Source organism: Halomonas sp. AOP30-A1-24, assembly GCF_052378165.1.
GTDB lineage: Bacteria > Pseudomonadota > Gammaproteobacteria > Pseudomonadales > Halomonadaceae > Vreelandella > Vreelandella citrativorans.
Genome location: NZ_JBQSXL010000012.1, coordinates 22,532 through 48,407 on the forward strand (window position 1 = coordinate 22,532; position 25,876 = coordinate 48,407).

16 protein-coding genes are annotated in these 25,876 nt (G+C 55.8%); 11 read left to right on the forward strand and 5 right to left on the reverse strand.

Translation table 11 applies throughout. The features are described 5' to 3' along the window. From ACT3TJ_RS08665 to ACT3TJ_RS08715, 11 genes are all read left to right on the forward strand, one after another. Window positions 1-1,236, forward strand: a complete 1,236-nt coding sequence (locus tag ACT3TJ_RS08665; protein ID WP_444665580.1) for a capsule biosynthesis protein — start codon at window positions 1-3, stop codon at window positions 1,234-1,236. After that, window positions 1,233-2,042 (forward strand): SDR family NAD(P)-dependent oxidoreductase, encoded by an 810-nt coding sequence (locus ACT3TJ_RS08670; protein ID WP_444665581.1) that lies wholly within the window; start codon window positions 1,233-1,235, stop codon window positions 2,040-2,042. Before ACT3TJ_RS08665 ends, ACT3TJ_RS08670 begins: the two co-directional genes overlap by 4 nt. 1 nt (window position 2,043) lies before the next feature. Continuing rightward, window positions 2,044-3,675, forward strand: a complete 1,632-nt coding sequence (locus ACT3TJ_RS08675) for an LTA synthase family protein (protein ID WP_444665583.1) — start codon at window positions 2,044-2,046, stop codon at window positions 3,673-3,675. Continuing rightward, entirely contained in the window at window positions 3,672-11,030 is a 7,359-nt protein-coding gene (locus tag ACT3TJ_RS08680; protein WP_444665585.1) for an SDR family NAD(P)-dependent oxidoreductase, read from the forward strand. The genes ACT3TJ_RS08675 and ACT3TJ_RS08680 overlap by 4 nt, the downstream gene beginning before the upstream one ends. Continuing rightward, a complete protein-coding gene (locus ACT3TJ_RS08685) occupies window positions 11,027-12,376 on the forward strand; it encodes an aminotransferase class I/II-fold pyridoxal phosphate-dependent enzyme (RefSeq protein WP_444665587.1) in 1,350 nt (449 codons plus the stop codon). The genes ACT3TJ_RS08680 and ACT3TJ_RS08685 overlap by 4 nt, the downstream gene beginning before the upstream one ends. A 4-nt stretch (window positions 12,377-12,380) precedes the next feature. Next, window positions 12,381-12,926 (forward strand): transcription/translation regulatory transformer protein RfaH, encoded by a 546-nt coding sequence (rfaH, locus tag ACT3TJ_RS08690; protein WP_193053879.1) that lies wholly within the window; start codon window positions 12,381-12,383, stop codon window positions 12,924-12,926. A 116-nt stretch (window positions 12,927-13,042) separates the two neighbouring features. After that, window positions 13,043-14,650: a gamma-glutamyltransferase family protein gene (locus ACT3TJ_RS08695; RefSeq protein WP_193053880.1), complete on the forward strand. Its 1,608-nt coding sequence runs from the start codon at window positions 13,043-13,045 to the stop codon at window positions 14,648-14,650. Window positions 14,651-14,918: 268 nt separating this feature from the next. Beyond that, a complete protein-coding gene (locus ACT3TJ_RS08700; protein WP_444665589.1) occupies window positions 14,919-15,311 on the forward strand; it encodes a hypothetical protein in 393 nt (130 codons plus the stop codon). A gap of 320 nt (window positions 15,312-15,631) precedes the next feature. Next, window positions 15,632-16,984, forward strand: coding sequence for an NADP-specific glutamate dehydrogenase (gene gdhA, locus ACT3TJ_RS08705; protein WP_193056240.1), 1,353 nt, complete (start codon window positions 15,632-15,634; stop codon window positions 16,982-16,984). A 151-nt stretch (window positions 16,985-17,135) separates the two neighbouring features. Then, window positions 17,136-17,549 carry a nucleoside diphosphate kinase regulator gene (gene rnk, locus ACT3TJ_RS08710; protein WP_193053109.1) on the forward strand — a complete coding sequence of 138 codons (414 nt, stop codon included), beginning with the start codon at window positions 17,136-17,138 and terminating at the stop codon, window positions 17,547-17,549. A 179-nt stretch (window positions 17,550-17,728) separates the two neighbouring features. Beyond that, the gene (locus ACT3TJ_RS08715; protein WP_441680232.1) at window positions 17,729-18,238 is read left to right on the forward strand and encodes an REP-associated tyrosine transposase; all 510 of its coding nucleotides are present in this window, start codon (window positions 17,729-17,731) and stop codon (window positions 18,236-18,238) included. A 452-nt stretch (window positions 18,239-18,690) separates the two neighbouring features. Here ACT3TJ_RS08715 and cysQ read toward each other — a convergent pair whose 3' ends face one another. The 5 genes from cysQ to ACT3TJ_RS08740 all read right to left on the reverse strand — a co-directional run bounded on the left by cysQ (window position 18,691) and on the right by ACT3TJ_RS08740 (window position 25,373). Next, window positions 18,691-19,452, reverse strand: a complete 762-nt coding sequence (cysQ, locus tag ACT3TJ_RS08720) for a 3'(2'),5'-bisphosphate nucleotidase CysQ (protein ID WP_193054196.1) — start codon at window positions 19,450-19,452, stop codon at window positions 18,691-18,693. Window positions 19,453-19,692: 240 nt separating this feature from the next. Beyond that, window positions 19,693-20,547 (reverse strand): UTP--glucose-1-phosphate uridylyltransferase, encoded by an 855-nt coding sequence (locus tag ACT3TJ_RS08725; RefSeq protein ID WP_193054197.1) that lies wholly within the window; start codon window positions 20,545-20,547, stop codon window positions 19,693-19,695. Window positions 20,548-20,602: 55 nt separating this feature from the next. Beyond that, window positions 20,603-22,174 (reverse strand): phosphoglucomutase (alpha-D-glucose-1,6-bisphosphate-dependent), encoded by a 1,572-nt coding sequence (gene pgm / locus ACT3TJ_RS08730; protein WP_444665591.1) that lies wholly within the window; start codon window positions 22,172-22,174, stop codon window positions 20,603-20,605. Window positions 22,175-23,054: 880 nt separating this feature from the next. Then, a complete protein-coding gene (locus ACT3TJ_RS08735; protein WP_444665593.1) occupies window positions 23,055-24,221 on the reverse strand; it encodes a nucleotide sugar dehydrogenase in 1,167 nt (388 codons plus the stop codon). 93 nt (window positions 24,222-24,314) lie between these two features. Next, window positions 24,315-25,373 (reverse strand): glycosyltransferase, encoded by a 1,059-nt coding sequence (locus ACT3TJ_RS08740; protein WP_444665595.1) that lies wholly within the window; start codon window positions 25,371-25,373, stop codon window positions 24,315-24,317. Window positions 25,374-25,876 lie beyond the last annotated feature (503 nt).

Consider the following 25,876-nt stretch of genomic DNA (forward strand, 5'->3'; position numbering starts at 1 on the left):
TTGAAGTCAAAGCGCGCATTCTTATTCTTACAAGGGGTCTGCTCGCCCTTTTATCAACGTTTAGCACGTCGATTGACAGAGGACGGGCACCGCGTCGTAAAGGTTAACTTCAACGCTGGCGATATTGCTTACTGGCAACGTACCCACAGTGAAAACTACCTGTTTCGTGAATCATTAAGTGAACTGCCTGACTACATAGCATCGCTCTGGCAGCGCCATGCGATTACCGACCAGATCATGTTCGGCGACCGCCGCCCTATCCATCGGCCTGCGATAGAAAATGCCCCGGCGGCAGGGGTGCGTACCCACGTGTTTGAAGAGGGCTACTTTCGCCCATTTTGGGTAACGCTTGAGCGCGACGGGGTAAATGGTCACTCGCTCTTACCCCGCGACCCCACCTGGTTTTATGAAACGGGTAAGGCGCTACCCCAATTCCCCCCACCGGTGCGTTTTAGATCATCATTCAAGATCCGCGCCATGCACGATGTCAGTTATCACTTGGCTGGGTTAGCCAACCCCTTGGTGGCACCGCACTACCGAAACCATGCACCGATTACTGCGCCGATTGAATACGCAGGCTATATCAAACGCTTTGCGCTATTAAGGCAGTGGAAAAAGCAGGATGCCCAACGCATAAAAACGTTGATTGAAAGCGCCAAGCCCTACTTTATGCTGCCGCTTCAGCTCAATACCGATGCCCAAATTCGCGATCACTCACCCTATGCCAATATGCAAGAAGTGATGGATCATGTGATGGGGTCGTTTGCCGAACATGCGCCAAGCGATGCCCTTCTCTGTATCAAGAATCACCCGCTGGATATGGGGCTGGTCAATTACGCCAGAGTTATTGAACAGCTTGCCCAGTTTTACGGTTTGCAGGGACGTATCGTCTACCTGGAGTCCGGCAACCTGGAGTTGCTGATTAAACATGCAGTGGGCACCGTGACGGTTAACAGCACCGTCGGCTTTGTTTCTTTGGAAAAACAGTGCCCTACGTTTGCGCTAAGCGACCCAATTTACAATCTTGCCGGGCTTACCTATGAAGGTAACCTCGACGAGTTTTGGAATCGGCCGCCTCCACCAAGCCAAGCGCTTTTCACCTATTTTCGTAATACGGTGATGCATAGCGTCCAAGTGAACGGCGGTTTTTACTGCCAGCCAAGCATTGACCTGGCCGTTAACAATGCAGCGCACATACTGGAAGCCTGCCCATCGCCGTTGGAGAAACTACTTTGAGTGCCGCCCCAGACCTCACCACACCTGAGCGCTGCGTGCTGATCACGGGAGCAACCGGTGCCATAGGTGGTGCCTTGGCACGCGCCTATGCCGCTCCACGCACTCACCTGGTGCTCCACGGCAGGCAGCAAGACGTACTATCCAACCTGGCGGATACTTGCCGGGCGCTAGGCGCTCAAGTGACAACCAGCTCGGTTAACCTGGTCGATGAAGAAGCACTCAAGCAGTGGCTTCATACACTGCGTAAAGAACACCTGCCTGATATTGTGATCGCCACCGCTGGCAAGAACACCCATCCCCAAACAAACGGGGCATTAGAGCCTTGGGATGATGTTCAAGCGCTTCTGGATATCAATCTGAAAACCCCCATCGCCATGGCCCAGCATTTGGTACCCGCCATGCAAAAACGAGGTAGCGGGCAGTTAGTGTTGATTAGCTCGCTCGCCGCTTGGCACGGCCTGCCTACTACGCCCACGTACAGCGCCAGCAAAGCAGGGATTAAGGCTTATGGGGAAGGGTTACGCGGGCTACTGGCGCCTCATGGTGTGGGGGTAACGGTCGTAATGCCGGGCTATGTAACCTCGCCCATGTGCAATGCCATGCCAGGCCCCAAGCCTTTTGAATGGCCACCAGAGCGGGCTGCCAACGTGATTAAGCGGGGCATTGATGCGAACCGGGCTCGTATCAGCTTTCCGTTCCCACTCAATTTTGGCACCTGGTGGCTGGCTGTACTTCCGGCCGCTATTTCACAATGGTTAATCAAACGCCTGGGCTTTAATCATACTGACCATTCGGGGAGCGATTGATATGACGACTTCGCTGCCCTTTCCGCTTTTTTGGCCATTGCTGGTTGGAGGAATGGGGACGATCATCTTCGAAGCCCTCCTTGACCCACGCCCTAAGCCACTTTGGCGGCGCGGCCTGGCGGTCAACAGCGTGCATTTAGGCAGCTGGCTATTGCTGTTTGGCGCGTTTATTCTGGTGCTTCAGCGGCCCTGGTTTACGGTGGTGTTTATTCTGGCGCTTCAGCTGGTGCTCGTTCAATCCAGTAATACAAAATCTCGCACACTTTGTGAGCCGTTCATCTGCCACGATTTTGAGTACTTTTGGGATGCCATCCTCCACCCCCGCCTTTATGTGCCCTTTTTTGGGACCGGCCTTGCCATAGCCGCCATTGGCGCGGGAGCGGGAGCCATCGGAGCGTTTCTGTACTGGGAACCTTCGCTCGTATCTCAGTGGGGCGGGCAACGCTTTATCACCCTCTGCGGATTACTCATCGCAATAGGTGCCCCGCTTATCGCATTGGGCTGGCGGGCACTCGCTCCCATCACATTGAACCCGGTAGATGACATAAATCGTTTGGGCTTATTTGCAAGCCTATGGGCTTATGGCATCGCCCTTATGCGCTCATCTCCTCCCGCGCCAGAACAATCCCCGTTTTACCTGTTAACCAAAAAGGTTGAAGCCAGTCGCCTCACGGCAACATCTAACGTACGTCCTAATGTCGTACTGGTGCAAAGCGAATCCTTTTTCGACCCACGCCCCTGGCACTCTGACATTAGTGACAGCTTATTAAAGAATTTTGATGCTACGCGCTTACAAGCGCAGCTGCATGGCGAGCTGAATGTGCCCGCATGGGGTGCTAATACCGTACGTACCGAATGTGCAGTGCTCACCGGACTTTCACCGGCCGCATGGGGCCCGCGCCAATTTAACCCCTATCGCACGCTGTCGCGCCACCCACTGCCAAGCCTGGCCAGTGCGTTTAAGGCAGCGGGGTACCGTACGGTATGCGTTCACCCCTACCCTGCCAGCTTTTATATGCGCCATAAAGTGATCCCCCAGTTAGGGTTCGACCAGTTTATCGATCTCACTGGTTTTGAAAGTAGCGAAAAGCAAGGCCAGTACATCGGTGACCTTGCCGTTGCACGAAAGGTTGGACGCCTGCTTGAAGATAGCGATAATGGGCCTCTTTTTATATTTGTGATTACCATGGAGAATCATGGGCCGTTGCACCTGGAAGCACCTCACCAGGAAAGCCTCGCGGCTGCACTGCCCACAGCACCTTGGCCACTACCTGCACATTTACACGATTTAGCCGTGTACTTGCGCCATCTAGGCGAGGCCGACAAAATGTTGGCTAGCGTTAAAAGCACGCTGGATGAACGTAAGCGGCCAGGATTGCTGGGCTGGTATGGTGATCATGTACCTATATTGCCCGAAGCGTATGAGCACTTCTCGTTACCGGCTGGCACGACGCCGTACATGATATGGTCGACGCAGACTAAAGAGTGGTCGAACGACTTTATGCCCGAACAGCATGACACGTGCGCGTTAACCGCCAGTGAACTTGGCGTCCAGCTATTTAAACAAGCGTTTGGACACGATATAAGTAGCGATGTGATCAAGGCAGAACCAGAACCTCAGGAGCAAGAATGACTAGACGCGTTGCCATTATCGGCGCCGCCCATCGTTTCCCCGGCACCACCCCTGAAACGTTCTGGCAGGACCTGCAAGCCGAAAAAGATCTGGTCACCCAAGTGGCCTCTGACCGCTGGAGCCATGAGGCTTTTTTGCACCCCGACAAGCGCCACCCTGGCACCAGCGTTACCTTCGCGGCAGGTAGCCTTGGCGACATCAGCGGGTTTGATGCCGAGTTTTTTGGTATTTCGCCCCGCGAAGCGGCCAATATGGACCCACAGCAGCGCATGCTGCTAGAGCTCGCTTGGGAAACCATCGAAAGCGCCGGCATCGTCCCCAGCAGCTTACGCGGCAGCCAGTGCGGCGTGTTCCTGGGGGTCGCCAGCCTTGACTACTCGTATCGCATGGCGGATGACATGGCGGCCATTGATGCGTCAACCGCGACGGGTAACACGTCAAGCATTGCCTCCAACCGTCTCTCTTACGTGTTTGACCTGCATGGCCCAAGCATGTCGCTGGATACCGCCTGTTCGTCATCCATGGTGGCGTTTCATCAAGCCTGCCAATCCATTCGCAGCGGTGAAACGACCATGGCGCTGACGGGGGGTATCAGCCTTCATCTGCACCCTTATGGGTTCATTATATTCTCCAAGGCGAGCATGCTCTCGCCAACGGGCCGCTGCCAGGTGTTTGATGACTCAGGCGATGGCTACGTGCGCTCTGAAGGCGCGGGGCTTTTCCTGCTCAAGGATTACGACCAGGCGATCGCTGACGGCGACAATATTCTCGCGGTGGTCGCTGGCTCGGCGGTGAATACCGATGGCCATAAATCAGGCATTACGGTACCCAACCCCAGCGCACAGATTGACCTAATGCGCCGCGCCTACGAACAGGCAGGCATCAGCCCCGACGAGATCGACTATCTGGAAGCCCATGGCACGGGCACCGCCGTTGGCGACCCAATAGAAACCCGCGCCATTGGTGAAGCCCTGGGCAAGTATCGCCAGGCCCCCCTGCCGATTGGCTCTATAAAAAGTAACGTTGGCCACTTGGAAACGGCGTCGGGGGTCGCGGGGCTTGCCAAAGCGCTTTATAGCCTGCAACACCGTGAAGTACCTGCGACCATCGGCATTCGCAAGCTTAATTCACGCATCAAATTTGATGAATGGAACCTGCATGTCGTTACCAAAGCGCAGCCTCTTAAAAAAGAGGGGCGCCTGGTCATCGGGATTAACTCGTTTGGCTTTGGCGGCGCCAATGCCCACGTTATTTTAGAAAGCGCACCCGAAAAGCCGGCAGCAGCTGGCCACACATCCGCTCATGCACTGCCCATCCGGCTAAGTGCTAAAAGCCAGGACGCACTTACGGATAGCGCTCACTTATTAGCAGAGCATCTAATAGAAGGCAGTGACGCCTTCTACAATGTTGCCCATACACTGTTTAACCACCGTGAACAGCATACCTTTGGCGCCCTTTGCTTTGCGCAAACGTCAGAAGAAGCCGCAGCGGCGCTGGGCCAATTTGCCAAGGGTGAAGACACCCCGCATGTGATCACGCTGGAACGGCTGCCCAATGCGCGTGGCCCGGTATTTGTTTATGACGGCAATGGCTGCCAGTGGGAAACCATGGGCCGTGAACTGCTCAATACAGCCCCCGTTTTTGCCGACGCTATTGACCGCGTGGACAGCCTCTTTCAGCAGCACGGCGGTTTCTCGCTACGTGCTGAGTTTGAGGGGCAGAACGGAGAGAACCGCTTCGAGCTTACCGAAATCGCTCAGCCAGCCCTGTTTGCTCTACAGGTCGCGCTAACAGAATGGCTAAAAGCGCAGGGCATCATGCCTACCGCTGTGTTTGGGCATAGTGTCGGGGAAGTCGCTGCCGCCTGGGCTGCAGGCGCACTCAGTCTTGAAGACGCCGTCAAGGTCATTTATTTCCGCAGTTTTTATCAAGGCAAAACCCGTGGCAAGGGCGAAATGAGCGCCGTCGCCATGAGCGCCAAAGATATTGCGCCATGGCTTGCCAAGCCAGAATTTGACCAGGTTTGCCTTGCGGGTATTAACAGTCCTAAAGGCATCACGCTGGCAGGTAACCGTGATCAACTGGCCGAGCTTGAAGCCGCGTTAAGTGAACAAGGCACTTTCGCCAAACGCCTACCGCTGGACTATGCCTTCCATAGCCCCGCCATGGATAGCATCCAGCAGGGGGTTATTGATGCGCTGGCCGACATTACCCCTTGTAAAACACAGCTGCCCTACTACTCAACGGTTACTGGTGAACTTAGCCTAGGCACTGAGCTTGACGCCACGTATTGGTGGAAAAACATCCGCGAACCGGTCCTGTTTGATAACGCAGCCACCGCGCTGATACAACAGGGTTATAACGTATTTGTAGAAGTTGGCGCGCATCCCATTTTGCGCCGCTACCTCAATGAAACACTACGCCAGCAAGAGCGTAAAGGGCTGGCAATTGGCACTATTGAGCGGCACAAGCCTGGTCTTGAACAACTGCAGCAAAGCGTTGGCCAGTTACTGTTGAGCGGGCTTTCATTTGATATGCGTCATGCCTTCCCCGTGGAAGGCCAACGTACCTTACTGCCCCGCTACCCATGGCAACGCACGCGGCACTGGGTCAACAGCACACAAGACAGTCAAGGACTGCTTTCACGCTATTACCAGCATCCTCTACTGGGCTATCCTCTGGCGCAGCAAGAGCACACTTGGGAAAGCCAGTTGGACATTAAGCGTCAGCCTTGGCTTGCTGATCACGTGGTGGGTGAAGGCGCGGTGTTCCCCGGTGCCGGGTTTGTTGAGCTAACCCTGGCCGCCGCATTACAGCAAAAAGATACCCCACTTTTGGATATCGAAGAGCTGGAAATTCGTGCCCCCCTCCTGCTGGATGGGCCTAATGGTCGTGCTCTGCGCTTAGCGCTCAATTCGGAAGACGGCCGCATCGCCATTCACTCCCGAGAACCAGCCAATGGTCACGAATGGCAGTTAAACGCGGTAGCGCGCAATATGCATGAAAGCCGTGGCTTTCTGCTCAACCGTCGGGCACCTAAACTGCCTTCGCGCGCACCGGACTACACGCTAACAGAACACCTGCAAATGGCCGAGCGCATCGGCCTGCACTATGGGCCTGCCTTCCAGGCAATTAGCCACGGATGGATCGAAGATAACGCCGTCATCGGCGCCATCGATTTATCCAGTAACGTGCAGGCACAGCTAGCGACGCTTCACCTTCATCCCGGCATTCTGGATAGCGCCTTCCAGATGTTTATCCCCTTGCTAGCGCAGCACAGCGAATTTGCCGCACAGCTTGCGTTTGTGCCTGTTCGGGTTGGTCGTATACAGGTCAACCTCGAAGCGGGTGTGCCGGTACTGGCCCGCGCCGTAATGGGCAAACGTGCGCCCCACTCGTTTACTGCAGATTTTGAGCTGTACGATGCGAGTGGAAACGCTGTGGCTGTGCTGAGCCAAACACGCTTCAAGGCGATTCGTTTGAACCGCGCGCATCATCAATCGTTTAGCTATCTGGATATCGAGCTTACCCCAGCGCCGCTTGACGCCAAGCCACTGCCCTTGGCGGCCGACGCCCTAAACCGCTTGGCACAACTAAGCGGCCACTACGCGTCATATACCGGTCAACGCTACGCCCAAGAGGTCGCTCCGTTACTCGATAGCCTAAGCGAAGCATTTACCCAGCATGGCTATGCCATTGAAGGCGACGAGGAAGCACTGGCGCCCGAAGCTATCTGGCAACTACTGGTGCAGGATTACCCCGACTATTTTGCACCGATTCACCTGGTGGGCCGCCTGGGCTTGCACCGTGATGCACTACTCAACGGCACGACATCGCTTGAGACACTGGGCATTACCACTGAGCTAATGGCAAGGCTAAACCGTGTACTGATCGGTGAATGCGGTTGGCAAGCGCTTGCCACTGAGCTTGGCAGCCTGATCGAAGCGTCACTTTCCCTATTGGGCCAAGGCGAGCGTCTGCAACTGCTTGAAGCGGGCCCCTGTGCGCCTGCGCTGGGCCAGCGACTGCTGGAACAGCTAGCCAATGCGGGCCAGGCAGGCAATCACCACTACCGAGTGATTACCACGCATGACAGCGCACGCCACCAGGCAGAACAGCTGCAAGAGCGCTACCCGCTTATTGATGTGCAGTCGCTGGATGATGCGCCACACACGTTAGCAAACGCAGAAAAAGCCCAGCTCGCCTTCATCAGTACCGATGCCACCCAACCTGCTCGCACGCGCCAGCTGATTGAAGCCTTGCCTGCCCAGCTGGCTTCTGGCGCCCACCTTATGGTGATGGGCATAGCCCCCAGCCAGTGGCTAGATGACGTGCTGGCAACGCCAGGCATCGACCAAACGGCACTGGAACACAGCACACTAAGCGATTGGCTAAGTGCCCAAGGCTTTATGGTTTCAGCCCCCATCGAGCTTGAAGAGAGCTCGGCGAGCGCTTACCTGCTGCATGCCCAGCTGCCACTGGCATCCGTCACTTCTCAGGCGGATGAAAGCCTTGCCAACACGCCTTGCCAGTTAATCATCACCGACCCGACCAACGAGGCGCTTGCGGCGCGCTTGGCTAAAGCACTTACCGCACACCAGGCCAAGGTCCGGGTTGAGCAAAGCGACGACGCACCCGATACGCTATTGCAAAATGCACTCGGCGAATGGGGCGATGCTGCTCAAATATTGAATGTGATTGACCTACGCGATCTGGGCGGTAACGACACCAGCGTGCAAACCTTGCGTTGTTATCGTGCCCAGCAGTGGAGCCTGGCGCTGGAAGCGGCCAAGCTCACCTCGGCAACGCTATGGCTTACCACTCAAGGTGTTAGCCTGCTTTGGCACACTCAACAAACACAGCAAACACACGACAACGTACCCGATGATGCCGCACTTTGGGGCTTTGGCCGCTCGCTTGCCAATGAAGCTGTAGGGCATACGGCCAGCCTGCTGGATATTCCCCATGAGGTTAGCGATGCAGCGTTAAGTACATGGGCTGCATCGCTGACTATCGCGGACAGCGAAAACGAAGTCGTCATCCATGCAGGCGGTGAACGCTTTGCCACCCGCTTGCGCACCTTGCCTGCACCTGCACCTCAACAAACCGTTAGCACGCCTGCTCGTCAAGCAATGACCCTCGGCTTTGCGCTACCCGGGCAGTTGCGCCAGTTACAGTGGCGCCCACGAGCGTTACCTGCGCTTAAGGCCGATGAGGTTGAGGTCAAGGTAAAAGCTACCGGGCTTAACTTCCGTGACGTGATGTACACGCTCGGCCTGCTTTCTGACGAAGCGATCGAGAACGGCTTTGCGGGCCCCACGCTGGGGCTTGAGTTCTCTGGTGAAGTTATTGCCGTGGGCGACAACGTTACTCACGTAGCCCCAGGGCAAGCCATCGTCGGCTTTGGGCCAGCCAGTTTTAGTGACCGGCTGATTGCCAGTCAGCACGCGATAGCGCCTCTTCCAGAAGGCGTGAGTTACGCCGCCGCTGCCACCATCCCGACCACGTTTTTTACCGTGTACTACGCGCTTAAACACTTGGCACGCTTGGAGCCAGGCGAAAAAGTCTTGATTCATGGTGCAGCCGGTGGTGTCGGTATTGCCGCGCTGCAAATTGCCCAATGGCTTGGCGCGGAAATTTACGCCACGGTGGGTTCGGAAGAGAAACGCGACTTTTTACGGCTAATGGGCGTGGAGCACCTTTATGATTCTCGCTCACTCACCTTTGCTGAAGAAATTCTTGAAGACACTCAGGGCGAAGGTGTCGATATCGTACTGAACTCGCTTGCCGGGGAAGCCATCAACCAAAACCTGCGCGCCCTGCGCCCCTTTGGTCGATTCCTGGAGCTGGGTAAACGCGACTTCTACGAGAATACCCACATTGGCCTGCGCCCTTTCCGCAATAACTTAAGCTATTTCGGTATCGACTCCGATCAGCTAATGAAAGTACAGCCTGCGCTGACCCAGCGGCTGTTCGGGGAAATGATGGCGCTGTTTAACGACGGCACCCTCAGCCCGCTACCGTTTACCGCGTTCAGCCATAGCCAGGTCATCGATGCTTTCCGCTATATGCAGCAAGCGCGCCAGATCGGCAAAGTCGTCGTTACCTATGAGCAGCCTATTGCGCCGCCCAGAAACGAAGCGCTGGGCCGTGAAACGTTGAGCCTATCAAACGATGGCAGCTACCTGGTGACCGGTGGCTTGGGCGGGTTCGGCCTTAAAACCGCCCAATGGCTGGTAAGCAAAGGCGCTCGCCAACTGATTCTGCTTAGCCGCAGCGGCCCGGCCAGCGAAGAAGCACAAGCTGCGCTTGCGGATTTTAATGCTCAGGGCGTACAGGTAATGGCCGCAGCCTGCGACATTACCAACCGAGATGCACTGTCCAGCGTGTTAGCACGCGCCAAGGATGAGCTGGGCCCGCTACGCGGTATCGTGCATGCCGCCACGGTGATAGATGACAGCTTGATTCGTAACCTGGACGCCGAGCGCATTCAAAAGGTGCTAGCGCCCAAAATAGAGGGTGCTCGCCACCTGGATGCGCTAACGCGTAATGAGCAATTGGACTTCTTCATCCTCTACTCGTCAGCGACCACGCTATTTGGCAACCCAGGTCAGGCCAATTACGTGGCTGCCAACCATTGGCTCGAAGCGTTTGCCGCTAATCGTCGTGCCGCCGGCCTTCCCGCCACGTGTGTACGCTGGGGTGCCATTGAAGATGTCGGCTTCCTGGCGCGCAACACGCGCACGCGTGACGCGCTGCAAGAGCGTTTAGGCGGTTCTGCCCTTCGCTCAGATGATGCGCTTAACGTGCTTGAGCAGATGCTGGTATCACCCGGCCCCAGCCTTGGCGTACTGGAGCTTGAATGGGGCGCGCTCGCCCGCTTCTTGCCGACCGCCAATGCGCCACGCTTTAACGAGATTGCCCGTGCCAGCGATGACGACAGCAGCAACGATACCGATGACGATATCAGCGCTCTGCTTGCCGAGCTTTCACCGGAAGAGCTGCATAGTACGGTCACAGAGCTGCTTCGAGCAGAGCTTGCCAGCATCCTGTTAATTGAAGAGGAAAAGATTGACGTTAATCGCTCGGTCTACGACATGGGCTTTGACTCGCTGATGGGGGTCGAGCTGATGACAGCAATCGAGAACCGCTTGGGTGTTCAGGTGCCGGTAATGATACTTAGCGAAGCCTCAACGCTTAACAAGCTGGCGGGTGTGCTGATTCAAAAGCTCCATCAGCATGACGACGATGTTGAAGAAGCACCGCAAGATGCGTTAGCCTCTCTGGCCGCTCGCCACGGGGCAGGCGGGCTCACCGAGCCAGCATCAACATCATCGACAACCGAGACACCATGACCGCTAAGCGCTCTGATTTAAAACGGCAGCTGTTGGAACAAGCACGTAAACGTACTACGCCACGTACGATGCCACGCGCAACGTCCAACGCTGCCGCCCCTTCACAGGGCAACGACTCAAGCAATCCGGTGCCCGAGCGCTTTACGCGGTTTGATGCCCACCCAGGCTACCAGCAGCTTGCCATGCTGCGCCAGGGTGCTGAACAGTTGGGGTTAAAAGACCCCTTCTTTAAGGTGCATGAAGGCATTGCCGGAGCAACCAGCGTTATTCAGGGGCAACCGTGCATTAACTTCGCCAGCTACAATTACCTTGGCTACTCGGGTGACCCGCGCGTTAACCAAGCCGCTTGCGAGGCGGTGACGCGTTACGGCAGCTCCGTATCGGCCAGCCGAGTCGTTTCTGGTGAGCGCCCTATTCACCGGGAGCTGGAACACGCCATTGCCAAGGCGTACCAGGTCGATGATGCGGTCGCGTTTGTGAGCGGGCATGCCACTAACGTATCAACGCTTGGCTATCTGCTTGGGCCTAAAGACCTCGTGCTACATGACGAGTATATTCACAACAGCTCACTGGTTGGCGCGCAGCTTTCCGGCGCCAAACGCATGTCGTTTTCCCATAACGACCCTGATGCCCTCGATACCTTGCTTAGCCGCCACCGTCATCAATTTGAACGGGTGATTGTCGTCATCGAAGGGCTTTACAGCATGGATGGCGACATCCCGGACCTGCCTCGCTTTATCGAGCTCAAAAAGCGGCACCAAGTATGGCTGATGGTTGATGAAGCACACTCCTTCGGCGTTATGGGTGATAACGGCTTAGGGCTTCATGAGTACTTTGCCATCGACCCACGTGATGTGGATATCTGGATGGGCACGATGAGCAAAACGCTCTCCGGCTGTGGCGGGTACATTGCGGGCACTAAAGCGCTGGTTGAAACGCTGCGCTACTTTGCGCCCGGTTTCTTGTACAGTGTGGGAATGCCTGCCCAGGTCGCCGCCCCTTCGATCAAAGTGCTAGCGCTTATGCAGCAAGAGCCTGAACGGGTGGAAAAACTTCACTCGATCTCGCGCTACTTCCTGCAGCAAGCCAAAAAACACGGCATGGATACCGGGCACAGCATCGGCGCCGCCGTTGTTCCCATCATTGTGGGCAGTTCACCGTTGGCAGCACACCTCTCTCACACGCTGCTTGAACAGTACCACATCAATGTTCAGCCGATTCTTTACCCAGCCGTACCGGAAAAGAGCGCCCGGCTACGCTTTTTCCTTGCCTATGATCATACTCAGGCACATATCGACCAAACCCTAGAAGCACTCGCTACACTGCTCGCCCAGGCACAGAGCTAACGGCATGGAACCTACTGACCTAGAGCTAACCACTTCCGAGTCCAGCATTGAAGAGCGCGCCCTGCCCAACTGGTACGTTATTCAGTGCAAAGGCAGCGAATCATTCCGCGCGGCCGAACACCTCGCTCACCAGGGTTATGAGGTGTTTCATCCAGTACTGAATGTACAACGCAAGCGCCAGGGCAAGCTTGCCACGGTGAGCGAACCGCTGTTTCCCTATTACCTGTTTATTCGTTTAGACCTGGTTGTCAGCAATTGGCGCCCCATTCGCTCTACCCGTGGTGTATTACGCCTGCTGACGTTTGGCAATACGCCCATTAGCGTGCCCAATACACTGGTGGAGACGCTTCGCGCCCAACCTCACCGCTCAGAAGGGAGCCATACCTATTTCTGCGCAGGCGAAAAAGTCACCATTACTGACGGCCCCTTTAAAGACCTTGACGCTATATTCGAGCGCTGCAAGGGCGAAGAGCGCGCCATTGTGTTGCTGAATGTACTCCAGCGCCCGCAACACCTTAACGTGCCGATTGAACTGTTGCGTAAGCCCTGAAAGGTGAGCCCCCCAACGGTTCGAATCAAAAGGCTATCAGAAGACGTTCATAAGATTATCCTGCTAATGTTGAGCCCTACAGTGGCCTGCTTGGCATATCGCACAAGGATAATTCAATGAACCTCGACCCTCATTACTACCCGGCCGCCTCCCGACGCATGGTGACGTTGGGTAAGCGCGGCATGGTCGCCACCTCCCAAACGCTTGCCGCCCAAGTGGGTGCCGATATTCTGCGTAATGGCGGCAACGCGATTGACGCGGCTATTGCGACAGCCGCCGCACTTACCGTGGTTGAACCCACCTCCAACGGTATTGGCAGCGATGCATTTGCCCTGGTATGGGTGAAGGATACATTACACGGCCTTAATGCCAGCGGCAGAGCCCCAATGGGGATTAGTATTGACGCCGTACGAGAGCTTGGCCTGGATGCAATGCCCGCCCACGGACTAACCCCAGTGACCGTACCCGGCGCCCCCGCTGCCTGGGCCACGCTTTCTGAGCGCTTTGGCAAGCTTCCCCTTGCGACACTGTTGGCCCCGGCGATTACCCTGGCCGAAGAGGGCTTTGCAGTTTCTCCCGTGGTGAGTCAGCTATGGCACAAAGCCTTCACCCGTTACAAGCAGTACAACCGCCCTGAGTTTGCCCCCTGGTTTGAACACTTTGCGCCACACGGCCATGCCCCAAAAGCGGGCGACATTTGGCATTCACCCGACATGGCCAACACGCTACGCGCGATAGCTGAAAGCGGCGCCAATGCGTTCTACGAAGGCGAGCTAGCCGATGCCATGGATGCTTTTTCGCGCCAGCATGGGGGCTTTCTACGTAAGGAAGATCTTGCAGCCTTTAGACCTGAATGGGTTGACCCAATTAGCATTCGTTATCGCGGTCATGATATCTGGGAAATTCCGCCCAACGGCAGCGGTTTAATCGCGCTACAGGCACTCGGCATGCTGGAAGCACTGGGCGATGAGCCACGCGATGCGGTTGAATCGCTGCATCGTCGCATCGAAGCGACCAAGCTGGGTTATGTGGATGGGCTGCGTTATATCACCGAGCGTGAAGATATGACACCAAGCGTCGAACAGATGCTCTCACCGGCCTACTTGGCACAGCGCAGTAAGCTGATCGGAAACGAAGCCATTGACCCCGTACACGGCAATCCACTTCTGGGCGGCACGGTATACCTCGCCACTGCGGATGACGAAGGCAATATGGTCTCGTTTATCCAAAGCAACTTTGAAGGCTTCGGTTCAGGTATTGTCGTGCCAGGCACCGGTATCAGCCTGCAAAACCGGGGCTGGTCATTCTCGCTTAACGAAGAAGACGCCAACGTATTGCGCCCCGGCAAGCGCACCTACCACACCATTATCCCCGGCTTTATCACCAAGGATAATCAAGTGGTCGGCCCCTTCGGCGTTATGGGCGGTTACATGCAGCCTCAAGGCCACGTACAGGTAGTTACCAGCCTACTGGAAGACAGGCTCAACCCACAGGCGGCACTGGACCTACCGCGCTGGAAATGGGTAGCAGGCAAAAACGTTGAGGTGGAACCCAGCTTTCCCGACCACCTCGCCCAAGCATTAGAACGGCGCGGGCATCACATTGTCAGGACGAACGATGCGCTAACCTTTGGCCGCGGGCAAATCATCCTCCGCAACGCCGCCACCGGCACATTCCAGGGCGGCACCGAACCCCGCACAGATGGCGCCGTCCTGCCCGTATAGCGCCGATAAACGCCATTACCGCGCCCGCACGATAACAAATGCCGTGCCCGGCGTGCGTCACATCGAGATGTGATGAACCATCGCCACAATAACAATGCCGAGCCCCATGGTTGAGCCACGCCACCTCAACATGGCAATTGTAGCGCGTGGTAACGCAGGCGAGGAACGAGCCTGCGGCACCCGCGAAAGGCGGCGCCAGCCGCCCGGATGTGCCGCCTTGGCCCAGAGCCGCACCCAACCCTAACCCCGGCAGCGCAGGGCGCTGCTTTTGCGCCGGGCCGCCGCTGCGGGTGCGCTTCGCTTACCGCGCACTACGGTTGAAGCACTCCGCATTGATATGCGCAGAATTGTAGCGCGCGGTAACGCAGGCGAGGAACGAGCCTGCGGCACCCGCGAAAGGCGGCGCCAGCCGCCCGGATGCGCCGCCTTGGCCCGGAGCCGCACCCAACACCAACCCCGGCAGCGCGGTGCGCTGCTTTTGCGCCGGGCCGCCGCTGCGGGTGCGCTTCGCTTACCGCGCCCGATGGTTGAATCACGCCACAACAGCATGGCAATTGTAGCGCGCGGTAACGCAGGCGAGGAACGAGCCTACGGCACCCGCGAAAGGCGGCGCCAGCCGCCCGGATGCGCCGCCTTGGCCTGGAGCCGCACCCAACCCTAACCCCGGCAGCGCGGAGCGCTGCTTTGCGCCGGGCCGCCGCTGCGGGTGCGCTTCGCTTACACCGCACTACGATTGAGCCTCACCAACATGGCGATGATGGCTGGCGATATGCACCGCATTACGTTTAAATACCGTTTAACTGACTTTGTTAACATTCTGCTTTTCTAAGCAAAACACTGCGACTTTGGTCTAAATTCCACTATTTTTTTACTCATTCCGAAACGACATAGGGTATGCAAGAAAGCGCATCCCTCGTTTAATGTCCCTCAAATAGCTGACCAGCTAACAACGTCTTTAGTAATTACACATGGTATTTTTTCATGCCCTACGTTCACGATACGCTGTCCCGTTTAAAGCTTAGCAGCCCCGCTCAGGTTGAATTTTATCAAGCGGCAGAAGAAGTATTAGAGTGTTTGCGCCCTCTGTTTGAGCGTCAGCCGCACTACCTGCAGCACAGCATTATTGAGCGTATGGTCGAACCAGAGCGCCAAATCATGTTCCGCGTTTGCTGGTTAGATGATGCTGGCTGCGTACAGGTCAACAAAGGCTATCGTATTCAGTTCAACTCAGCCCTTGGGCCCTACAAAGGCGGCTTACGCTTTCACCCAAGCGTTACGGCAGGCACCATCAAGTTTTTAGGGTTTGAGCAAATTTTCAAAAACGCCTTAACCGGGCTGCCTATCGGCGGCGGCAAAGGTGGCTCTGACTTCGACCCCAAGGGTAAGTCAGACAACGAAATCATGCGTTTTTGCCAAGCCTTCATGTCAGAGCTTTACCGCCACATCGGCCCTACCCGCGATGTACCGGCTGGCGACATTGGCGTTGGCGCGCGTGAAATTGGCTATATGTATGGGCAGTACAAACGTCTGACAGGTCGCTATGAAGGCGTATTAACCGGCAAAGGCCTAAACTGGGGCGGCTCGCTTGGTCGTAAAGAAGCCACCGGATACGGCGCTGTTTACTTCGCGCAAAACATGCTGGCGGCCCGCGGCGAGACCCTGGAAGGCAAAACCTGCCTGGTATCCGGCGCGGGGAACGTGTCCATTTATACCATTGAAAAACTGTATGAGCTGGGCGCCACCCCCATCACCTGTAGCGACTCACGCGGCACAGTCCACGATCCAAAGGGTATCGACCTTGGGCTTCTTAAGCAGCTTAAAGAAGTCAAACGGGTATCGCTTGAAGAGTACCTAAGCGAGCACCCTGACGCGCACTACATTAGCGCACGGGATTATCCGCAAGGTGGGCATGCGGTTTGGCACATTCAGGCAGACGCCGCTTTCCCCTGTGCCACCCAAAACGAGCTAACCGAGCTTGATGCCAAAACGCTTCTCGCCAATCAGGTTACCTGTGTGAGCGAAGGCGCCAACATGCCTTCGACCACCGAGGCTGTTGACTGCTTCCTGGCCGCTAAAATTGCCTATGGCCCAGGTAAAGCCGCTAATGCCGGCGGCGTGGCGACAAGCCAGCTGGAGATGGCGCAGAACAGCAGCATGGAGCAGTGGCCCTTGGAAAAAGTTGACCAAAAACTCAAAGAGATAATGGCCAATATTTTCCAACAGTGCGCCACCACGGCGGAAGAGTTTGGCGACCCCACCAACCTGGTACTGGGCGCTAATATTGCCGGGTTCAGAAAGGTGGCGGATGCCATGATTGAGCAAGGAGTAATGTAATCGCCTTCCTCTGCTAGATCGCTTACACTGGTCATGGCAAACAGTCCTCCCTTTTCAGGGAGGACTGTTTTTATTGACAGCTATAAAATCGTTTATTTACTGTTAAATAAAAGTATCCGATTGATTTCAATGCTTTCCAAGGAGAGTGACCATGGGACAACGTCCTCCCATTACTATTAACCGTCTTGATGCAGAGCGCTTGCAGCGCTTGATTGATAACGCTACGGATAAAGAGCTTGCCGTGGCCACACTGCTTGAGGAAGAGCTATCCCGCGGGGAAGTGATTGATCCCCAGGAAATCCCCGACAACGTGGTCAGCATGAACAGCCAAATCCGCTTCACTGACTTAACCCGTGGGCGCCAAATGGTGCGTACACTGGTTTACCCCCATGCACTCAGCACGGTTGAGGACGGCATTTCGGTAATGGCACCCATTGGCGCGGGCCTTATCGGCCTTAAAGTAGGCGATATTATTGATTGGCCTTTACCCAATAACTCCGAAGTCCGCCTGCGTATCGACGCCATCTTGTGGCAGCCCGAACGCGAACAGCAGCACCATCGTTAAACGCTCTTACCGCCTTTTGGCACCATCGCGGGCGCGCCAAAGCCCTGCCGCGCACTACATTCAAACCTTGTAATGTGGCGTTAGCGCACCCGCGAGCAAAATGCCCTCAAGATGACATACACCTCATAAGCCATTAACCTTACCTCGTAATATTTATAATATTTTAAAGGAAGGCAGTAATGGCAATTTATCGGCGAGCCTACGTGCCCGGAGGCAGCTATTTCTTTACGGTCGTGACCCATTCACGCCAGCCGCTACTCGCCGATCAACTCAATATTAATGCGCTTGGGAGAGCTTTTCGTCGAGTACGCGAGGAGCAACCTTTTGTGATGGAGGCGTTTGTACTTCTCCCTGATCACCTCCACTGCCTTTGGACCCTCCCGGAAGATGATTCTGATTACTCTTCTCGTTGGAGAGATATCAAAAAGTATGCATCGAAAGATTTCCTCCTTCCCTCTGGAAACCCAAACGCTTGGCAACGAGGTTTTTGGGAGCACGTTATTCGGGACGAAAACGACTGGCAGCAGCATATCGATTACATTCACTATAACCCGGTGAAACACGGCTGGAGCAGAGCACCTCGCGATTGGAAGTGGTCAAGCTTCCATCAATACGTAAAAAAAGGGTGGTACGAAAGCGACTGGGGTTCAGAACGCATTCCCGACGTTTCCAAAATGGACTGGGAATAACAGCCTGTAAGTAGTATCTATTGCAAGGGGTGGTGCCAGCCGCCCGGATGTGCCGCACCCAATCCCGGCAGCGCGGTGCGCTGCTTTTGCGGGTGCGCTTCGCTTACACCGCACTACATGAACCTCTCCGTACCAATATAGCAAATCGTAGCGCGTGGTAACGCAGGCGAGGAACGAGCCTGCGGCACCCGCGAAAGGCGGCGCCAGCCGCCCGGGCGTGCCTCCTTGGCCTACCCCGGCAGCGCGGTGCGCTGCTTTTGCGGGTGCGCTTCGCTTACCGCGCACTACATGAACCTCTCCGTATCAATATAGCAAACCGTAGCGCGCGGTAACGCAGGCGAGGAACGAGCCTGCGGCACCCGCGAAAGGCGGCGTCAGCCGCCCGGATGTGCCACCTTGGTCTGGAGCCGCACTGCCTATGCATCATTTACGTGGTGGCGGCGCTTTTCTCGCTAATGCCCCCAAACAACAAAATCCGGGTTGAGGGTTTCGTTGGGGTTGGCATAACAAAGCGGGGTGCCGTCCAGGGTTACTACTCGTCCACCCGCTTGTTCGACGACCGCTTGCGCGGCGGCGGTGTCCCATAGGCTGGTGGGGCCGAGGCGTGGATATACATCGGCACTGCCTTCGGCGATGATGCCAAATTTCAACGAGCTGCCCATGGGCCTTGTCTCGTGGGGGCCTAGCTGTTTTAACCAATCTTCCAAATAGGGGCTGGCATGGGAACGGCTCCCCATTACGCGCCACGGGGTACCTTCTTTTGGCCTACCGGAAACATGAATAGCGACTCGCTGCCCGTACTTATCAATCTTAAACGCCCCCACGCCGCTAGCTGCGATATACGCCACGTTAAATACCGGTGCCAGCACAACGCCCAATACAGGCTTGCCGTTCTCGATGAGGGCGATATTCACCGTGAACTCATCATTACGCTTTACAAACTCTTTCGTGCCATCCAACGGGTCCACCAGCCAGTAGCGCCCGCTGGCATCCGGCCCGGTGAACGTCTCGCCCCCTTCTTCGGAAAGAATGGGGATCCCCTCTGGAAGCGCTTTCAGCTTGTCTAAAATAATCTGGTTTGCCGCGTTATCGGCGGCGGTAACGGGGCTGTTATCCGCTTTAATCGCTACATCGAACGGTTGAGCGTAAACACGTAAAATAGCATCGCCCGCCTCACGAGCAATCGCACATACTTCTGTTAACAATTCATTCATACCGCCCCCTTGTCTGCTACATCGTTTTAACCCGCACCCTTGGCTTTGTACGAAAACTGCTTGCGCTCGACCATACGGCGTTAAAAATCAGCTCAAAATACTCATTTACCCATGTAAACTCCGTTTTTTCGCTGATTTTTGCCTGGTCTGGCCTTCGCTCAGCGACTTTTCGTACAAACCCTAAAACGTAAAAGCCGCCAAAAATGGCGGCTTACGATGCAAACATATATACGTGCTAACTTACAGGTTATAGCCCGCTTCACGGGCAAGCGTGTTATTCGCTTGCAGCCAGCCTTCAATATGGCCGCAATCGAAGGTGCGCCCTTTCATTCGGAACGCCTGGACCTGCTGACCTTCCTGCATTAAGCGATCAATGGCGTCAGTCAACTGAATTTCATTACCAGCGCCAGGCGGCTGGTCGCGTAAAAGCTCCATAACCCGATACGGCAGAATATACCGGCCAATGACCGACAACCGTGAAGGCGCGTCTTCGGGCTTGGGTTTCTCGACCACGCCGCGCATATCCGCGCTTTCACCGGCGCTGGGCTCATCACAGTCAACAATACCATAACGATAAACATCTTCCTGAGGCACGGCTTCCACCATAATTTGCGCGGCGCTGCTGGCGTCCCAAAGCGCCACCATACGCCCCAAATCACAGGTATTACTGCTTGGCTGGGGCTTTACCAACACATCCGGAAGGATAACCGCAAACGGCTCATCGTTACCCAGTAAATGCGCAGCACAAAAAACTGCATGCCCCAAGCCCTTAGCATTTGCCTGGCGCACGCTGGTAATTTTAAGCTCTGGCGGGGCAATGGCTGCAAGCGTTGCCAGCAATGCATCTTTCCCCTTACTGGCCAGTGCGTCCTCAAGCTCAACATGGGCATCAAAGTGGTCTTCAATCGCCGATTTACCTGAACGTGTCACCAGGATAATTTCATTAATGCCCGCTGCCAATGCTTCCTCTATAACGTGCTGAATTAAGGGGCGATCCACAACAGGCACCATTTCCTTGGGGATGGCCTTACTAATGGGCAACAACCGCGTACCAAAACCGGCGACGGGAATAATCGCTTTGCGCACCTGGGTCATTACTGATTTCCTTGTTTCATTTCGTAACGGGCGCCACCTGCTGGCGGGTAACGCGCTATAAAATAGCCGAAAGCAACGCCCTGGCGCTTTCAATCAACTCATCCAAATGCTCAGGGCCTTTGAAGCTTTCAGCATATACCTTGTAGAGCGATTCTGTGCCGCTGGGGCGTGCAGCGAACCAGCCATTTTCGGTGGTCACCTTGATACCTCCAATGCTCGCCCCATTACCGGGCGCTGTCACCAGCACAGCGGTAATCGCCTCTCCTGCCAGTGTTTGTGCCGTCACGCTCTCACTGTTCAGCTTTTTGAAAGCCGCTTTTTCTTCAGGCGTGCAAGCAGTATCGACCCGTTTATAGCAAGGCTCGCCGAAGCGCTGAGTCAACTCGCGATAATAGGCACTAGGGGTTTTACCAGTGACAGCTAAGATCTCCGCTGCCAGCAAGCACAGCGCGATACCGTCTTTATCGGTTGACCACGCTGCCCCATCGCGGGTTAGCAGGCTGGCACCAGCACTTTCTTCGCCACCAAAAGCCAACCACCCTTTATGCAGGCCTTCGACAAACCACTTAAATCCAACCGGTACTTCATAAAGCTCACGATTATGCGATGCCACCACCCGGTCGATCATGGAAGATGATACCAGCGTCTTACCAATCTTTAGCGACGCCGCCCACTCAGGCCGATGCGTCATCAGGTAATCAATACACACCGCTAAAAAGTGGTTCGGGTTCATCAAGCCACTGGCATCCACAATACCGTGGCGGTCGGCATCCGGGTCGTTGCCAAAGGCGATATCGAAGCGGTCTTTCACCGTTAACAGATTCGCCATCGCCGCCGAGCTTGAACAATCCATACGGGTTTTACCGTCGTGGTCGGGCGGCATAAACGCAAAGGACGCATCCACCTGAGTATTGACTACCTCCAGTGTCAGCGCATAGTGCTTTGCAACCGCCTGCCATACGGGCAGCGCAGTGCCGCCCATCGGGTCGGCCCCCAGGCGCAGGCCTGCCCGCTGAATAGCCTGCATATCGATAACGCTGTTCAGGCTTGCCACATAATGAGCGGTAAAATCGTACTCTTGCGCATGGGCAAGTGCTTCTTCTAGAGAAACAAGCGGCACATCGTCCAGTTCGCGCAGCAGGTACGCGTTGGCACGTAACTCAATCCACGATGTCACGTCGGTATCGGCCGGACCACCGTGGGCGGGGTTGTACTTAATACCACCATCTTCAGGCGGATTATGCGACGGCGTAATAATCAAACCGTCGGCCAACGCTGCGTTGGACGCGTTGTGTTGCAAAATGGCGTGGCTAACCAACGGCGTCGCGGTATAGCCGTGGCCTTTTTCAACCAATACCGGTACGTCGTTAGCGACCAATACCTGCAATGCACACTCCCAGGCTGGCCTGGAAAGCGCGTGGGTATCGAAGCCTAGAAACAGCGGGCCCTGGTAGCCTGCCTCACGCCGAAAATCCACCACGGCTTGAGTAATAGCAGCAATATGCGCAGCGTTAAAAGTACGCTCACCTGCGCGGCCACGGTGACCAGAGGTACCAAAGGCGACGCGCTCTTTGGCAACATTGGCATCGGGCATTTCGTCAAAAAATGCAGTTATAATCGCTTCCATACAAACATCTTCCTAATCAGCTTAATCGTTGCTCTGCCGAGCCTGCCAAACGTGACGGCCTGTTGCTGGTCACTGATATATTGTGAAGCGCTAGGGCACTTGGGCATGGTACCCAAAACCAACCCCGGGCAGCGCGGTGCGCTGCTTTGCGCCGGGCCGCCGCTGCGGGTGCGCTTCGCTTACCGCGCACTACGGTTGAACCACTCCATCACGGTATAGCTAAATTGTAGCGCGCGGTAACGCAGACGAGGAACGAGCCTGCGGCACCCGCGAAAGGCGGCGCCAGCTGCCTAGGCATGGCAACCAACACCAGTCCCGGCAGCGCAGCGCGCTGCTTTTGCGGGTGCGCTTCGCTTACACCGCACTACATGAACCTCTCCGCATCGATATAGCAAATCGTAGCGCGTGGTAACGCGGGCGAGGAACGAGCCTGCGGCACCCGCGAGAGGCGGTGCCAGACGCCCGGGTATTGGTAACCAATACCAGCCCCTGAACCATTTCGCATCGATATAGCAAATCGTAGCGCGCGGTAACACGGGCGAGGAACGAGCCTGCGGCACCCGCGAGAGGCGGCGCCAGGCGCCTAGGCATGGTATCCATCCCCAACTCCGGCAGCGCTGTGCGCTGCTTTTGCGGGTGCGCTTCGCTTACACCGCACTACGGTTGAATCACTCCAATCGATATACGCTGAATTGTAGCGCGTGGTAACGCGGGCGAGGAACGAGCCTGCGGCACCCGCGAAAGGCGGCGCCAGCCGCCCGGGTATTGGTAACCATCTCCAACCCCGGCAGCGCGGTGCGCTGCTTTGCGCCGGGCCGCCGCTGCGGGTGCGCTTCGGTTACCGCGCACTACGGTTGAACTACTTCCGTATGATATACGCTTAATCGCTGCCAAACAGGTCGCGGGTATATACCTTGGCTTCCACATCCTGAAGCTCTGGCACCATGCGATTTGCTAAAATAATATCGCACTTCTCTTTAAACACCGCTAAATCACGCATAACGGTTGAACCAAAGAACCTATCTTCTTGTAATACCGGTTCATAAACGACCACTTCTATACCTTTCGCCTTAATGCGCTTCATCACGCCCTGCATGGCACTGGCGCGAAAGTTATCCGACCCTGTTTTCATAATCAGGCGATACACGCCAACCACAGAAGGGTTACGACGCAGTACCGACTCCGCAATAAAATCCTTGCGCGTACGATTGGCATCTACAATAGCCTGAACCATGTTACTCGGCACATCGGCGTAGTTCGCTAGCAGTTGCTTGGTATCCTTGGGCAGGCAGTAACCGCCATAGCCAAAGCTTGGATTGTTGTAGTGGCTACCTATGCGCGGGTCCAGGCCAACGCCCTGAATAATCTGCTTGGTATCCAAGCCTTGGGATTCTGCGTAGCTGTCCAGCTCATTAAAGTACGCTACCCGCATGGCGAGGTAGGTATTAGCAAACAACTTGATTGCTTCGGCTTCCGTGCTGTTAGTCAGTAATACTTCAATATGTTCAGCCGCTGCCCCCTGCTTTAAAAGTGCAGCAAAGGTTTCGCCACGCTCGGAACACTCCCCCACAATAATGCGGGAAGGATATAGGTTGTCATAAAGCGCTTTGCCTTCACGCAAAAACTCCGGTGAAAAAATAAGGTTTTGCGTATTAAAGCGTGCCGATGCCCCCTTGGTGTAACCCACGGGCACCGTGGACTTAATCACCATGACGGCCTGGGGGTTAATACGCATCACCTGCTCAATCACTGCTTCAACACTTTGCGTATTAAAATAATTGGTTTGAGGGTCGTAATCGGTAGGGGTAGCGATAATGACAAATTGCGCATCCGCATAGGCCTGCTCAGCATCCAGCGTGGCTGAAAAGCGCAGATCGTCACGCTGCAAGAACGCCGTTATTTCAGCGTCTTCAATCGGAGAGTGGCGGTTATTCAGCCATTCAACTTTTTCAGGCACAATATCCACCGCGACCACGTCGTGGTGCTGCGCCAACAGCATGGCGTTGGAAAGCCCCACATAGCCCGTACCGGCAACGGCAATTTTCATTTTTAGTTACTTCCTAAAGCTGAATAAAAAAACGCACGAGTTAGTTTATCAAAACCATTGGCCCTTTCCCCTGCAAGCAAGGACTAAACTCCGTCAGCTCAATCGCCCTTGCCGTAACCGCCAAAATGCTGCCGCTATTTGCGGAGCACCCATGGCGAATGCATCCCGCGCTGCTTGAGCTGCCATCCTGGTGGTTGCTTCAGGATTATCAAGCAGCTGTATTAAACCGGCCTGCCACGCCTTGGGCGCGTCGTCCACCAGCAAGCCATTCTCTCCATGGCGAACGATCTCAGTATAGGGATAGCGGTTTGAGTAAATACCCACGCCCCCCATCGCGGTGATATCCAAAAACTTGATGAACGACTTACCCTGGTTAAACGGTGTTTCCAACAGCGGTGCTACGCCAATATGTAACCGACAGTTTGCCTGGTAGGACCGAAACGCCTGCCAGGGTAATGGGTCGGGTGTTTTAACGCGTGGCAAACCCGCCAGTTGGGCGGGCGTGTGTTTACCCAGCATTATTTCAAGTTGAGTATCTGACCTGCCCTGTTGAACCGCCGTTAATGCAGGCGCTATATACAGCAGATCCGTAAGATGGGCACGCGTACCGTGAAAACCAATCTTCCACGGCGTCGGTGCTGAAGGCGGTAGCCTAAAATGCTCAAGGTTCGGCAATGAAGCAATCAATGGCGGTGTTAATACCGAAACGTGGCCATGCTGGGCAACAAAACGCTGCGCGAGCTGTTCGCTGCAAGCCACCACTTCATCGCTTAACATCAACAAACGTGGCTGAAGGTGGACAATGCGCCCCATACGCTGGCGATAGGCAGCAGGTAGCGTTGGGTCATTGGCAGCAGCGGCAATATCGTCATCAATTAAATAGGCAATATAGCCAAAAGCATTTCGATGACGCTCCAACCAGCGTAACCAACCAGGTGATAATGAACGGCAAAGTAGCAGGTTCGCACCCGCGTAGCGCTTTAAAAACGTTCGCCCATGGGCAAGTACAGCGCCCAATGAGCGCGAAGCCGTTACCCGATTAACCGTTGCCCCTTGTTGGCGTAAAGCAGGCGCGGCTGATTCCAGAAAATAGATATCTTCCGTAGGTCTACCGCCATCGCTAAGCACTACCCAGCGTGCCTCACTGTTCACTGTTACGCCTCTTTTTCTCGCCCCGATGGCTGTTGGGAGGTTTAGCTCTGGCAGCGCGGTGCGCTGCTTTGCGCCGGGCCGCCGCTGCGGGTGCGCTTCGCTTACCACGCACTACGGGTGAACCACTTCGCATCCGTATAGCAAATTGTAGCGCGCGGTAACGCAGGCGAGGAACGAGCCTGCGTTACCCGCGAAAGGCGACGCCAGCCGCTTGGATATTGGCAACCAACCCCGGCAGCGCGGTGCGCTGCTTTGCGCCGGGCCGCCGCTGCGGGTGCGCTTCGCTTACCACGCACTACGGGTGAACCACTTCGCATCCGTATAGCAAATCGTAGCGCGCGGTAACGCAGGTGAGGAACGAGCCTGCGGCACCCGCGGGAGGCGACGCCAGCCGCTTGGATATTGGCAACCAACCCCGGCAGCGCGGTGCGCTGCTTTGCGCCGGGCCGCCGCTGCGGGTGCGCTTCGCTTACGCCGCACTACGGGTGAACCACGCCGCGTCG

Excerpts from the sequence above, each read along its gene's own strand:
- ACT3TJ_RS08675 (WP_444665583.1), top strand. The coding sequence starts at position 2,044 with ATGACGACTTCGCTGCCCTTTCCGCTTTTTTGGCCATTGCTGGTTGGA.
- ACT3TJ_RS08680 (WP_444665585.1), top strand. The coding sequence starts at position 3,672 with ATGACTAGACGCGTTGCCATTATCGGCGCCGCCCATCGTTTCCCCGGC.
- ACT3TJ_RS08685 (WP_444665587.1), top strand. The coding sequence starts at position 11,027 with ATGACCGCTAAGCGCTCTGATTTAAAACGGCAGCTGTTGGAACAAGCA.
- rfaH (WP_193053879.1), top strand. The coding sequence starts at position 12,381 with ATGGAACCTACTGACCTAGAGCTAACCACTTCCGAGTCCAGCATTGAA.
- ACT3TJ_RS08695 (WP_193053880.1), top strand. The coding sequence starts at position 13,043 with ATGAACCTCGACCCTCATTACTACCCGGCCGCCTCCCGACGCATGGTG.
- gdhA (WP_193056240.1), top strand. The coding sequence starts at position 15,632 with ATGCCCTACGTTCACGATACGCTGTCCCGTTTAAAGCTTAGCAGCCCC.
- rnk (WP_193053109.1), top strand. The coding sequence starts at position 17,136 with ATGGGACAACGTCCTCCCATTACTATTAACCGTCTTGATGCAGAGCGC.
- ACT3TJ_RS08715 (WP_441680232.1), top strand. The coding sequence starts at position 17,729 with ATGGCAATTTATCGGCGAGCCTACGTGCCCGGAGGCAGCTATTTCTTT.
- cysQ (WP_193054196.1), bottom strand. The coding sequence starts at position 19,452 with ATGAATGAATTGTTAACAGAAGTATGTGCGATTGCTCGTGAGGCGGGC.
- ACT3TJ_RS08725 (WP_193054197.1), bottom strand. The coding sequence starts at position 20,547 with ATGACCCAGGTGCGCAAAGCGATTATTCCCGTCGCCGGTTTTGGTACG.
- pgm (WP_444665591.1), bottom strand. The coding sequence starts at position 22,174 with ATGGAAGCGATTATAACTGCATTTTTTGACGAAATGCCCGATGCCAAT.
- ACT3TJ_RS08735 (WP_444665593.1), bottom strand. The coding sequence starts at position 24,221 with ATGAAAATTGCCGTTGCCGGTACGGGCTATGTGGGGCTTTCCAACGCC.